Genomic DNA, 14,258 nt, shown 5'->3' with positions numbered 1-14,258 from the left:
CTTTTTTTTTCTTTTTTTTCCCCATTATCTTTATACCCCCCATTTTTACTATGTCTTTGCTTAGAATTTTTCCCATTTTTTCCCTTAATTAAAATTTTTATATTATATGACCATTTTTTAACTTACTTTAATAATGAAGGATTCTATGAAAAATATTTTTTAATTATAATTTATTTTTTATTATTTTTTTAATATCAGGAGAAAAATAATTCGGTCCTTTTATAACTTTTCCATCTTCCCTATATATAGGGTTTCCATTTTCATCAAGCTTACTTAAATTACTCCTATGTATTTCTTCAAACACTTCCTCTATTATGTTTTGCATGCCGTGTTCTATTATCGTTCCGCAAAGGATATACATCATATCTCCAAGAGCATCCGCCACTTCAACTATATCTCCTTTGAGGGCGGCATCAAGATATTCTTCATTTTCCTCTTTCATCAGTTCAAATCTTAATTTTTCTTTACTATTTTCTAATTTTCCTATAGGTTTTTCAGAATTTCCTAATTTATATATATTATGAAATTCTTCAACACATTTTATCTGTCTTTTCAAGATTTTTTCTCCTTAATTTAAATAATTTTATATTAAGAAAAGTACGTATATTATGAGAACTCTTCATTAAAAATTTCTTTTATTTTTTCTTTCCTATTATTCTTAATATATAGATAAACAGATTTACAAAATCCAAATACAGGCTTAAAGCTCCATGTATTTCTATTCTGTCAAGTATCGTCATATCTTCTTCTATAGCATAAGCAATGACATTATTTTTTATTCTGTTAATATCATAAGCTGTGTATATTATAAATATCACAACTCCTAATATTGAAGAAACCCATGCCAACTGCTCACTTATGAAAAATATATTGATTATTCCCATTGCTATCAATGCGATTAACCCGGCTTTCAGCATTGTACCATATTTTGTCAAATCTTCCTTAGTAAAATATCCATATAATCCTAACACTATAAACAGTACAACTGTTCCTAAAAACGCAAAGATAATACTGCTTCCTGTGTAAATTACTCCAAGCATTGAAAGCGTAATTCCGTTTAATGCCGAATATACTATAAACATAACTCTCAGCGTTCCCACTTTAGCTGTAAATGTCATAGCGCTGAATGCAACAACCACAATAAATTCAACTATAAGAGCTCCTAAAATTAACGGACTTATAATTTCAGGGCGTATTGCCCCTGAATAAAAACCTCCTATTACAAAAAAACCAACTGTTCCTGTCACTAAAAGACCGGCTATCATCCAAAATATACTTCCCAAAACTTTTGAAGCAACTATTTGTTCAAGTTTTTCATAAGTCATTTCTTTTTTTTCATTTTTATAAATTTCATTTTCAAAATCATTATAATTCATTTAAATTCACCTCGCTGTATGTTAGTTTTAATTACATTATTTTTTAAATGGGACTTGAGATTCTTCAATCAGCATTTTTATTACTTCATCAACTGTTATACTTGAGCTTTCCTGTGAACCGAATCTTCTCACATTAACTTCATTTTTTTCTACTTCATTTTTCCCAATGATTAATTGTAAAGGTATTTTCTGTTCTCCATTTGCTTCCCTAATTTTATAGCTTATTTTTTCATCTCTCATATCAATATCAGTTCGTATTCCTGCATTTTGAAGTTTTTCATTTAATTTTTCTGCAAAAGGTATCTGTTCTTTGGAAATTGTAAGTATTCTTGCTTGTATAGGTGCCAACCATACAGGAAATGCTCCGGCATAATGCTCTATCAATATACCTATAAATCTCTCCAAACTTCCGTACATAGCCCTGTGTATCATAACAGGCTCATGCTTTTCACCATCAGCTCCAATATAGTTCATATCAAATCTTGAAGGAAGATTAAAATCCAACTGTATCGTTCCACACTGCCATATTCTTCCTATTGAATCTTTCATTTTAAAATCAATTTTAGGTCCGTAAAATGCTCCATCTCCCGGATTAAGTTTATAACTTATCCCTTTTTTCTTTAATGCCGATTCCAAGTCAGATTCAGCCATTGCCCATATCTCATCAGAACCAATAGCTTTTTCAGGCTTTGTAGATAATTCTATATTATATTCAAATCCAAATAATGTATAAAATTTATCATACAGATCAATTATTTCTATAATCTGTTCTTCTATCTGCTCTTTTGTACAGAACACATGAGCATCATCCTGAGTAAAAGCCCTTACTCTCATTAATCCATGTAATGCACCGCTAAATTCATGTCTATGGACAAGTCCCATTTCTCCATATTTTAACGGTAAATCTTTATAAGAATGTAAATTATTTTTATAAGCAATTATTGACCCCGGACAGTTCATCGGTTTTATTGCATAAACTTTTTCGTCAATTTCCGAAACGTACATATTTTCTCTATAATTGAACCAGTGTCCTGAAATTTCCCACAATTCTTTATCAAGCATTATAGGAGTCCTTATTTCCTGATATTTTCTTTTTTTATGTTCTTTTCTCCATATTTCCTGAAGTTTGTTCATAATTTCCATACCTTTAGGCATAAAAAACGGAAATCCCGGTCCATGTTCATCAAGAAAAAATAAGTCAAGTTGTTTCCCTAATTTTCTGTGATCCCTTTTTTCGGCTTCTTCAAGCATTGTCAAATAATCATCAAGCTCTTTTTTATTTCCAAAAGCAATACCGTAAATTCTCTGGAGCATTTTCTTATTTGAATCTCCTCTCCAGTATGCCCCTGCTGTAGACATAAGCTTAAATGCTTTCAGGTAACTTGTAGAAGGAATATGAGTACCTCTACATAAATCCACAAATTCTCCCTGTTGATAAATACTTACTCTATCTGCTCCTAGATCATCTATTATTTCAATTTTATAATTTTCTCCCATTTCAGAAAACATTTTTTTGGCCTCTTCGGCACTCACTTCACTTCTTTTAAATTCATAGTCTTCTTTTACAATTTTTTTCATTTCCTCTTCGATTTTTTTCAAATCTTCTTCAGCAAAAGGTTTTTCAGGATCAAAATCATAAAAAAAACCATTTTCTATAACAGGACCTATGGTAACTTTAGTTCCCGGAAAAATTCGCTGTACTGCCTGTGCCATAATATGAGCAGCACTGTGCCTTATTATCGCTATTCCTTCTTCACTTGTTGCCGTTATAATCTGTATATTTCCTGATTTTTCAATCAAATGGGACACATCTACTTGAACTTTATCTATTATCGCTCCCACTGCAGCTTTCCCCAAACTTGGACTTATACTTTTTGCAAATTCTGCAACTGTCACAGGTTTTTCAATTTTTCTGACATTTCCGTCAGGCAACACCATTTCTATCATTTTTATACACTCCTTTACAATTTATCAATTTTTAATTAAAATCCGGCTCCAAATGAAGGAGAGCCTCCACTATAATTCAACTGGACATTCTTTTCCGGGAATGTTGCAATTCCAAATTTCAAAGTGACAATCGGATAATATCCCAACTTCTTATTATCAGGTTTATCCCACTTAACTCCTGCTCCTATTTCCCATTCCAGATTTTCAAATCTATGAGTTAAAGTAGCCATTCCTAAAGTTATCTTATTTACTCTTCTGGCAGCAGATGAACTTTCAAATATTTCAGGATTGGAAACATTAGGTGCTCCATCCTGTACATACTGAAGTCTTCCTCCTATCCACCAAGGTTTGTCCGGATCAGCCCCAAACATATATTTGCTTTCAAAATCATGTCTTCTAAAATTAAACTGACTATGGCGGTTAGGATCGTTTCTGTAAATTCTGTCAGGTCTTTCCATTGTAAACGCATATCTTACGAAAAACTTTTCCAAATAGCCTGCCTCTACTTTAAACGTAAGATCGTTCAATCTGTCAAGTCCTTTCAAATTTGATTTTCTTACAGAATTTGATCCGTCTATTTCCATATCAATTCCTACTTGAAAATACTTTTTCTTTTTTCTTAAATTCTGTAATTTTGAATTAAAATCATTCAAGTTGAATTTATTTTGTCTGTAAGTTTCTTCTTCTACATAACTTTTATAAAATTCTTCTTCTTCGTTGTTAAGAAATAGTCTGTCATCACTTTTAATTTCAATATTATCAATAACTCTTTTATTTGTATTTTCAATAGAAAAATCTTTCTGATTGGATTCTTTAACTATATTTCCTGAAGAATCCCTTCCCTCATATTTCGGTTTGGCATTATTTTCATATCTATAAAGGAAACTGACTGTTGTATAGTCATTTCCACGATAATAACTGTCATCCGCTGTTACAAGAGGAGTATTTTTAAGTTCCCTATATACCTTTTTTCCGAAACCGTAACTTATCCTGAAATAGTGGTCAGAATCTATCCTTTTATTTTTCATTTTTGATGTGTCATAAACAAATCCTATTTTATGAGTATTTGTTTTCAGCTTTAAGGCAGGACCTCCAAAATTCACACTTGTTCCAAATATATCATTAGTCCTACTTCTTACATTTGTATAATCAATACCCCATTCATTATAATTTATAGAAAATGTCCTGTTTCTAACTGCTTCTTTATACGACTTTTTATTCCAACCCATACTTTCATTATATGGAAAATACTCTTTATTCTTATCGGTATATCTGTAAAGGAAACTATTTCCTTCATCAGATAAATAACCGTATTGAAACTCCCTGTTAAAATTTCTTTGAGATTTAAAATCTTCAAATTCATATTTATCATTACTTTCAAAATCAAAACTTAAAAATCTTCTGTTAGCAATGTCTATTTTAAAATAATTTCTTACGTACTGATTTTTCAGCCAATTACTTTCAAAATGTCTGTCATGACGGTTCGTAAAGTTATAATTAAAAGTAATATTTCCAAGATAAAAATTAAAATTATTATTTATTCCCAGTATATTTCCCGGTATTTCCACTATATCATTTCCATTAAACATGGAACCTTTTGCATTTACTTTCTGTACCGTCAGATTTGCCTCATTCGTTATTTTTACATCAAACTTATTATTAACTTTTGCAGTATTGTCAAAAACAGTCATAAACAACTTAGTATCAAGACTGCTTATATTCATAGACGGTTGCTGTTTAACTTCATTCCCTGAAACATCTTTTAATATTTTATATCCGGTCTTGGAATTTATATCTTCCACTTTTCTTCCATTTAAAAATTCCGGTACATAAATTTCTGAATAATCCCTGTTTTCAAATCCAAAATTAAAAGATAAATAGGAATTTCTCAAAGGCAGGTCAATCTTGTCACTTCCTATATTAATTTTTTGAGAACGGTATTTTTCGTATATTATTTTCTTAGCTCTTTTTATTTTCTCAGCATCTTCATATACTTTATAAATTCTACTGTTATCATCAGTGGCAGAATTTAAAAATAAATTATCAAATGCCGGATTATCCCTTGTGAAGTCATATTCATATTCTTTTTTTCTAATATCTGTATGCTTTGTTTCCACTCCAAAATAAAAGTTATTTGTCAAATACCCGGACAATGTTTTCGGCTCATATCCGAAAAACTCATTTTGTCTGAACGGATAATATTTTCCGAAAGTTACCGCTACTTCTTTTTTATGATCATACGCAATCGTCTGTACCCATCTTTTGGATTCTTCAAGGGATACATTATCTGCATCATCTCTTTCTTTTAAATTAAGTATTTCTTGATACTCATCTTTATTAAAATCCAGATATTCAAGCTTTATTTTCGGCCCTTTAAAATCTATCGAATAATTTTTTTTATTTCTGAATGAATTCAAATCACCTATATATCCCGGATTTATATCAATAAATTTTTCGTTGTCCACCTTTATAGTTACATCACTGTTTCCGTTTGTGTACTTTACACTTTTATATAGATCAACATCAGTTTTTCTGGGATCAATTTCATCTCTATCAACTATGTTATCATTTATTCGGGTCAATTCCCTTAAAGCATCAGGATTTTGAGTCCAATAATAATCCAGATTAAACTCTCCGTTCCGTCCCAACTCCTGATTTATCTTGAAATTATAAAATCCTATTTTTTTGTATGTATCCACATAAGATTTGTAATCATCTTTAAGCAATACCCCGTCAGCAGCCCTTACTAAATTGGTTGTTATATTTTTATAATTCAGATTCCATATTCCATAACCTAAATCATAAAATCTTCTTTCACTTTTTTCTCTTTTAGGAGTATTAACCACATTGTGATTCCATTCAAAATCCCATTCTTTTATATTATTTCCGATTGGAACAACAACTCTTTTCACAAAAATATTTCCTGCATTTCCGGGCCATAAAGTATAATCATTGGAAATTTTTAAAGCAAGTTTTTTCTTTGCACTAAGCTCAAAATCTATAAACCCCTGTGCAAACTTTCCTTTATTATAGTCAAATCCCCATATCCCGAAAAATCCCCTGTCACTGTCACTCCCCACATAGGGAAATAAAGTCGCCCTTTGGCTTGCAGGTTTTAAAGAAGCAACATAATAAGGAAATTTAAACCATGTTTTTCCGTTTGATTCCACACCTATTTTTTTTGCCACTATTTTCCGATTAGGATAAATCAACAGCTCTTCTGTATTTACTCTATAATTTGGAACTTCATACGAGCTGGTCGTAAACCATCCATTTTTTATTGTAATTTTATCAGGATACTCACTTAATGTCTGTTCTCCTCCAAAACGTAGCTTTAAATCAGTATCATAGCTTTCTGATTCTAAAATTTTTGCTTTTTTGGTATCCAAATCAAAAACTATCTCGTTTGCTTTTACAGTTTGGGTCCCTTGACTGAAAACAACATTTCCATAAGCAAAAAGAACATTTTTCTGTCCGAGTTTTTTTAAGTTGTCAGCTCTAATTGTAATATCTCCATATTTCAGTATAACACCGTCTTTAGCTTCGATAGCCTCTTTTTCTATATCTATTATTGATTTTTCAGTTTCCAGTTCGATTACAGTTTCATTAGCAGCTGCATTAGCTGAAAATAAAAGATACGAAAGGAAAAGAAATAATATTTTATAATTATTGATTTTCATATTATCAACCTTTATTTAAAGTTTAATTTTGAAGTAAATTATACCATAAATTTAGTATTATGACAAATTGACTGCGGATAATTTTTATGATAAACTTTTTTCTAAGCAATACTTTAACTTTAAAGGAGAAAAGCAATATGTCAAAAAAAAAATTAAAAATAATGACCGTTTCATTAGCTATATTTTCAATATTTCCGTTAATTTCTTCAGGAAGAGAAATCCGGTCTGATACGGTGCTTATCTGCATTGATCCCGGACATCAAGGAAAAGGAAACAGAGAACTTGAAGAAATAGCTCCGGGTTCTTCCAAGAAAAAAATAAAAGTGGCAGACGGAACAGCAGGAATTGTAACAAAAAAAAATGAATACGAACTTACACTTGAAGTCGGTCTGAAGTTAAGAAACGCATTTAAAAACAAAGGTTATAAAACTCTTATGACACGGGAAACACATAATGTAAACATAAGTAACAAAGAACGATCGATTATAACAAATAAAGCAGGCTGTACAGTATATATAAGACTTCATGCCGACGGGTCGACTAATAAAAGTCTAAACGGCGCATCAGTCTTAACCTCATCTCCGAAAAATCCTTATACTCAGAAAGTACAGAAAACGAGTGATAAACTTTCAAAAGATGTTCTATCGGAATTTATAAGAGCAACGGGAGCAAAAAACAGAGGAATTTTTTACCGTGATGATTTGACAGGAACAAACTGGTCTAAAGTTCCAAATACATTAATAGAAATGGGATTTATGTCAAATCCTGAAGAAGACCGTAAAATGGCTTCAAAAGAATATCAAGACAAAATGGTAAAAGGAATACTGAACGGAATAGAGAAATATTTAAGAGAAAGATAAAAAACAGATAAAAAAGGACTATGCTAAAATTTTATTAGAGACATATTCCTTTTTTATTTTAATTTTTCATTTTTATTTCATCTTTATAATTATCTTTTTGGTTAAATGCTTCTATTTTTCATTTTCAACTACTTTTTTTAAAAGAAGCATGGATTCGGGAACATCTAAAAATATTTCCTTCAAAAATTCCGTACGTTTTTCGTCTACAATGTCGCTTTCCAGTTTTACAGTATGTTTTATACTAATATTGTCCCCATTTTCAAAAATTTCATGTCCAAAATATATTTCTCCCAAAGGTGTATCGGTTTTATCCCAGAATTCTTTATTTTTCGTCACTGAAATCAGACTGTATTTAATCGGAGGCATGCCTTCCAGTTCCATTATACCTTCGGAACCTGTTTCAAATTTACCCGTTAATGAAATATTTTTTAAATCTTTCTCCCATACATACCATTTTTCAATATCGGAATAATATTCCCATATTTTTTTCTTTTCTGCATTAATTTTAATTTTAAAACTGAATTCCATAATTTTACCTCTTTTCTAAATAATAAATTTACATATTATAAGTATACTTATAATATGTAAAAATGTCAATATTTTTTTAATATATTTCGGCTAATTTTCTTGCATTTTAATAAATTATATTTTAAAATGAATTATAATTCATTTTAAAATAAGGAGAGGATTTATTTGTTTCCGTCAAAATATAGAGAAAATTCGGAAAATTCCACAGGACTTTTATTTATGCGAAGTTATAATAAATGGCATTTTGAAATAAAAAACGAATTAAAAAAATTGAATATTACTCATCCCCAATTTGTAGTTTTAACTTCCCTCGCTTATCTTCTACAGAAAGAAAAAGAAGTTACACAGATTATGATTTCAAAAATATCGGGAATAGATGTTATGACTGTTTCACAAATAATAACTTTACTGGAAAAGAACGGCTTTATAAAAAGAAATCATCATTCCAAAGACACGAGAGCAAAATCGGTTTTTTTGACTTCCAAAGGAGAAAAAATGGTAGAGAAGGCTGTCCCCTTAGTTGAAGAAATCGATGAAAAATTTTTCAGCATATTAGGAAAAGAAAAAGTTCTTTTTAGAAATTGTCTGAAAAAATTGTAAAATCTCTAATCATATAGAATAACAGATTATTATAAAATTTAAATACCGAAAATTAAAATCAGAAAAAGAGGAAACTTGAAAAAATTACTCTTTCTTCAAATTACCTCTTTTATTTTTTATTGTATTATAATTCTATATCTTCTTTTCTAAGTGTCGGAAATAATATAACATCTCTTATGGAAGACGAATTTGTCATCAACATAACAAGTCTGTCGATTCCTATTCCAAGTCCCCCGGCAGGAGGCATTCCGTATTCCAAAGCTCTTATATAATCAAGATCCATATTTTGAGCTTCATCATCTCCCGCTTCTTTCATTTTCACCTGCTCTTCAAATCTCTCTTTCTGATCTCTCGGATCATTTAATTCCGAATAAGCATTTGCAAACTCTCTTCCTGATATAAATAACTCAAATCTATCTACCCAGTCAGCTTCTCCTTTTTTATTTTTTGAAAGAGGAGAAATTTCTTTAGGATATTCAATAATAAAAGTAGGATTTATTAATGTAGACTCCACTTTTTCTTCAAAAATCAGATTCAATATTCCATACTTTGTATATGTTCTGTCTTTATCCAGAGGAATATTCAGCTCTTTAGCTTTGATAACCGCATCTTCGTCACTTGTAACAGTATCAAAATCAAATCCTGTAACTTCCTTTACTATATCTTTCATTTTTACTCTACGCCAAGGGCTTTCCATATTAATTTTTTGTCCTTCATATTCTATTTCATAAGTTTCATGAAGTTCAAAAGTTAATTTTGAAATCAAATCTTCCGTTATATTCATCATATCCACATAATCGGCATAAGCTTGATACAGCTCCATCATAGTAAATTCAGGATTATGTTTTATTGATATACCTTCATTTCTGAAACTTCTATTTATTTCAAATACTTTTTCAAATCCGCCAACAAGAAGTCTTTTAAGATAAAGCTCAGGTGCCACTCTTAAAAACAACTCCATGTCCAAAGCATTATGATGAGTAGTAAACGGTCTTGCTGTAGCCCCACCTGCAATAGGATGCATCATAGGCGTTTCAACTTCTGTAAATCCCTGCTCTTCCAAATATTTTCTAAAAAATCTCACTATTTGGAATCTTTTTTTCATTGTGTCCATAACTTCCCTATTCATAACAAGATCAACATATCTCTGTCTGTATCTCGTTTCAATATTTGTCAAACCGTGAAACTTTTCAGGAAGAGGTCTTACATTTTTAGAAAGAACTTCAAAAGATTTAGCCCTTAATGTCAATTCTCCTGTCTGAGTTCGGAATAATGTTCCTTCTATCCCTATAAAATCTCCAATTCCTAATTTTTTATAAATTTCATACTGCTCTTCACCTACTTCGTCTTTTTTCACATAATACTGCAATTTTCCTGTAGGATCTTGAAGATGTCCGAATCCGTTTTTCCCCATTCTTCTGAATGCTATTATTCTTCCTGCTGTTTTAAATACTTTGTCATTTGTTTCGTCATATTGATTTATTTCTGCTATATCATTCAGCTTTTCATATTTTCTTCCGTATGGTTCTATTCCTGCTTCTTTTAATTCTTCGACTTTTTTTAATTTTTCATTTATTATGTTACTTTCACTTATTTGACTATTCATTATTTTTCCTTTCTAATTTTCAAATTTTATTTTCCAAATTCCGTTATTTCGAGCTTTATACTGTTAAGAAGTTCATTTTTGTTAATTATATCATATTCTATATAAATCCTTCCAATTTCTATTACTATGTCTCTCGTAAAAATTTCATATTTACTTTTAAGCTCAGGGATAAAATATACAAACGGTGTTTTTTTATTAAGCCTGAACATTTGTTTTGAATTTATTTGCCCGTAACGATATATTTCAACGGAATCCGTAAACTTTAAAATTTTGCATTTTCCATATTCATCATCATATACGTATTCTTTCCCATTTTCCTGGTCTAAAATTTTTTTTAACTTGAATTTCTTTTCATAGTTTTGACCATGAATATCGGAACTTTTTATTTTTATTTCCATTTAAAACCTGCTATCCGAGAAAATCATCCAAAAATTCATCCAGATCTTCTTCATCTTCACTAAATTCTTCCATACTATCTATATCTTCAATATCATCTATATCCACATCTTCTAGCCCCGGAAATCCGTCATCTTCTTTTACTACTTTATCATATTCCCCAAAATCTTCGTTCCAGTACATATAATCCTTATCTGTTCCATAATAATCCTCTTCCCAGACTTCCAAAATTTCATCTTCCTCATCTTCTTCAAGAAGAACAAGGTCTTCTTCATTGGTATCATACCAAAAAACTCTTTTTACTCCTGCTTCATTTTCACAAATTAAATATTCTTTCTCTTTTACAGAAATATTCGCCAAACAGGTAAAATACTCTATGTCGTCATCCATCATTTTTTCAAATTCTTCACCAACAGAGTACATAAAATTCTCCCTCCATTTATTTATGATATTTTATATTTTTATTTATTGAAACCCATCTGTATATTTGCTCAGTCAGTATAAGTCTCATAAGTTGATGAGGAAAAGTAAACATCGAAAAACTCAATCTGAAATCCACTATTTTTTTTAATTCATCATCAACTCCATTTGAACCGCCTATTATAAAATTAATTTCACTATATGTCAATGATAATTTTTCAATTTTTTTCGCCATTTCTTCAGATGTTCTTGTTACCCCTTTTAAGTCAAGCAATATACTATATGACTGATTTTTTTTATTGATTATATCAATTATTCTTTTAGTTTCTTTTATAACAGCTTTTTCTTTTCCTTTATTGTCATCTTCTTCAGGTAATTCAATTACATTCAGGTTAACATATTTTAATAATCTTTTAGAAAATTCCGAAATTCCGTTTTTTATGTAACTCTCTTTTACCTTTCCTATACATATTATACTAATCTTTATCATATTTTTCCTTTATTGTCAATTATCTTTTTTAAAGTTTTTACTCTTCTGTTTTTGATTTTCTTTTTTTCTATATATAAATTATTATAACAAAAAAGATTGGTAAATTCCAATCTGATTTGTTACAAGGCCGTTCGTCCTTTAAAGATTTTATTGTTAATTTATTATTTACAAATGTTATTTCGGTATGTTTTATAATACTTAAAACACTTTTGATCAATTATTTAACTATATATTTCTCACAATATGAACAGATTTAATTTTTCAGTAATTTTCTGTTTTAATGAAATCTATTTTAGAAAACTATTTTTTACTGACATCACTCCAGCATTTTCCAAACAATTGTCTTTCTATTCTTCAACATTTTTAAATATCACTTTTTTCTTCCGAACATTTTATCCAGATCATCTTTCGTAAGTTTAACTATAATTGGACGTCCATGGGGACAAGTATATTTCCCGACTTCGTGAAGTCTTCTTACCATATTCTGCATTTCGCCCATATCAAGTTTCTGCCCCGCTTTCACAGCTCCTTTACAAGACATGGAAATAATAATATTTTCTCTCAAATCTTTTACTTCATCTTCATTTTTCAAATCAGAAAGCAATTTTAAAAATACATTTTGTATACTGTCACGGAAATCAAATGCCGGAACAGATCTGAACACTATTTCATTATTTGAAAACTCATCTATGTCAAATCCGAATTCATTAAATATTTTCATATTATCAAAAATAATACTCTTTTCAACTTCATTTATTTCCATTTTCTGGGGAAGTAACAACTGCTGAGATTCATGTTTTTTATTATAAAATTTATCTTTTAGTTCCTCATACAGTATTCTCTCATGAATAATGTGCTGATCATAAATTTCCAATTCATTATCTTTTCTCACAAGAATATAAGTATCGAAAATTTGCCCTAATACATCATATTCAATTTGATTTCCCGATTTTTTTTCAAAAGTACCGACTTTATAGACATTATCTTTTTCTTCAAATACAGCAGCACTCTCTTTTATTTCAAGTTCATTTACACTTTTATCTTTCTGAATTTTATTTAAATTTTCTTCATTTTTATTAATTTCGTCAATTATATAATTATTTATATCACTTTCATTACTGAAAGTTGATTTTTTTTCCATACCGACATTTTCTGCAATATTATCCTGCTTTTTTTCCGAAAAATCTCCATCGTGAGTCTCAAAACTGAAAAATTTCTGACTGTCAGCTTTTATAATCTCATCAGAAAACAGGTCAGATATTTTTTCCTCCTTATTTTCCACATTAATACTTTTTTTGAGCAAATCTATATTCGGTTGCCAACCTTCTCTGTCACTATGATAAAAATGTTCATCAATAGCATCTTTTATCTGTCTGTAAATTATTTTATCATCAGAAAATTTCACAATTTTCTTTGACGGATGAACATTTACATCTATTTCTTTAGGATCTACATCAAAAAATATAATAACAAAAGGATATTTACCTTTCATCAGTTTTGTATAATAGCCGTCTATAACGGCTCTTTCTATAGTGTTGGATTTTACATATCTTTTATTTACATAAGTAAAAATATAATCTTTGCTGCTTCTCAGTATTTCTACATTTCCCAAATAACCGTATTCAAACTTTTTTAAATTTCTTAACACGGATTTCCCAAAAAGTTCAAGAATTGTATTTTCCACACCCTTTCCACTCGTATTTATACTCTGTTTTCCATCAAATTCCAGTAAAAACGCCGTATTGCTATTTACAAGCGCTTCTTTTAATACAATATCTTTTATTTTATTATATTCAGTGGACTCTTTCCTTAAAAATTTTTTTCTTGCAGGAGTATTATAAAATAAATCCCTTACTTCTATTTCAGTTCCTACATTTCTTGATATTTCTTCAAATTTTCTTACCACTCCTCCATAGCTTCCTATTTTATATCCTGTAGAACTGCTTTCAGAACGTGTAGATATAGTAAGTTTTGATACTGCCGCAATGGAAGCCAATGCTTCTCCTCTAAATCCGTAAGTATTTAAATTAAAAACATCTTCCTTTGTAGAAATTTTTGAAGTTGCATGCCTTTCAATGGAAAGAAGTGTATCGTCTTTATCCATTCCAATACCGTTATCACTTATTTTTACATCCATTCCACCTTTAAAAACTTCTATTTTTATAATTGTCGCTTTTGCATCAAGAGAATTTTCAATCATCTCTTTAATCATAGATGCAGGATTTTCTACGACTTCTCCTGCCGCAATTATATTTGAGACACTTTCATCCAATATTTTTATATATCCCATAAGACTTTCCGTTTCTCCTTACTTTTTTTATATTTTACCTTATTATCAATCATATTGCAACTTTC

12 protein-coding genes are annotated in these 14,258 nt (G+C 29.8%); 2 read left to right on the top strand and 10 right to left on the bottom strand.

The genetic code is table 11. The features are described from left to right. Positions 1-163: 163 nt before the first annotated feature. From EII29_RS10090 to EII29_RS10075, 4 genes are all read right to left on the bottom strand, one after another. Positions 164-556, bottom strand: a complete 393-nt coding sequence (locus tag EII29_RS10090) for a nucleoside triphosphate pyrophosphohydrolase family protein (RefSeq protein ID WP_125237409.1) — start codon at positions 554-556, stop codon at positions 164-166. 79 nt (positions 557-635) lie between these two features. Next, positions 636-1,376, bottom strand: coding sequence for a Bax inhibitor-1/YccA family protein (locus EII29_RS10085; protein WP_125237408.1), 741 nt, complete (start codon positions 1,374-1,376; stop codon positions 636-638). Between the two features lie 36 nt (positions 1,377-1,412). Next, positions 1,413-3,323, bottom strand: a complete 1,911-nt coding sequence (thrS, locus tag EII29_RS10080) for a threonine--tRNA ligase (protein ID WP_125237407.1) — start codon at positions 3,321-3,323, stop codon at positions 1,413-1,415. A 35-nt stretch (positions 3,324-3,358) separates the two neighbouring features. Beyond that, on the bottom strand, positions 3,359-7,003 hold the full coding sequence (locus EII29_RS10075) for an LPS-assembly protein LptD (RefSeq protein WP_125237406.1): 3,645 nt from the start codon (positions 7,001-7,003) through the stop codon (positions 3,359-3,361). Positions 7,004-7,140: 137 nt separating this feature from the next. Between EII29_RS10075 and EII29_RS10070 the strand changes: the two genes are divergently transcribed. After that, entirely contained in the window at positions 7,141-7,863 is a 723-nt protein-coding gene (locus EII29_RS10070) for an N-acetylmuramoyl-L-alanine amidase (protein WP_125237405.1), read from the top strand. A gap of 111 nt (positions 7,864-7,974) precedes the next feature. Here the strand turns inward: EII29_RS10070 and EII29_RS10065 are convergent, their stop codons facing one another. Beyond that, on the bottom strand, positions 7,975-8,391 hold the full coding sequence (locus EII29_RS10065; protein ID WP_125237404.1) for a polyketide cyclase: 417 nt from the start codon (positions 8,389-8,391) through the stop codon (positions 7,975-7,977). Between the two features lie 165 nt (positions 8,392-8,556). Here EII29_RS10065 and EII29_RS10060 point away from each other — a divergent pair, with 165 nt between their 5' ends. After that, entirely contained in the window at positions 8,557-8,991 is a 435-nt protein-coding gene (locus EII29_RS10060; protein ID WP_125237403.1) for a MarR family winged helix-turn-helix transcriptional regulator, read from the top strand. A 124-nt stretch (positions 8,992-9,115) separates the two neighbouring features. Here the strand turns inward: EII29_RS10060 and lysS are convergent, their stop codons facing one another. From lysS to mutL, 5 genes are all read right to left on the bottom strand, one after another. Beyond that, positions 9,116-10,597, bottom strand: a complete 1,482-nt coding sequence (gene lysS / locus EII29_RS10055) for a lysine--tRNA ligase (protein WP_125237402.1) — start codon at positions 10,595-10,597, stop codon at positions 9,116-9,118. Between the two features lie 26 nt (positions 10,598-10,623). Continuing rightward, the gene (locus EII29_RS10050; protein ID WP_125237401.1) at positions 10,624-10,995 is read right to left on the bottom strand and encodes a DUF1934 family protein; all 372 of its coding nucleotides are present in this window, start codon (positions 10,993-10,995) and stop codon (positions 10,624-10,626) included. 10 nt (positions 10,996-11,005) lie between these two features. Then, on the bottom strand, positions 11,006-11,416 hold the full coding sequence (locus EII29_RS10045) for a hypothetical protein (protein WP_125237400.1): 411 nt from the start codon (positions 11,414-11,416) through the stop codon (positions 11,006-11,008). 16 nt (positions 11,417-11,432) lie between these two features. Then, positions 11,433-11,903, bottom strand: coding sequence for a 23S rRNA (pseudouridine(1915)-N(3))-methyltransferase RlmH (locus EII29_RS10040; RefSeq protein WP_125237399.1), 471 nt, complete (start codon positions 11,901-11,903; stop codon positions 11,433-11,435). 370 nt (positions 11,904-12,273) lie between these two features. Continuing rightward, entirely contained in the window at positions 12,274-14,193 is a 1,920-nt protein-coding gene (mutL, locus tag EII29_RS10035) for a DNA mismatch repair endonuclease MutL (RefSeq protein ID WP_125237398.1), read from the bottom strand. Positions 14,194-14,258: the final 65 nt, after the last annotated feature.

Origin of the sequence: Leptotrichia sp. OH3620_COT-345 (assembly GCF_003932895.1) — a bacterium.
Lineage (GTDB): Bacteria > Fusobacteriota > Fusobacteriia > Fusobacteriales > Leptotrichiaceae > Pseudoleptotrichia.
Note: the sequence above shows the minus strand (reverse complement) of the source record. Positions and strands in the feature narration are given on the sequence as shown.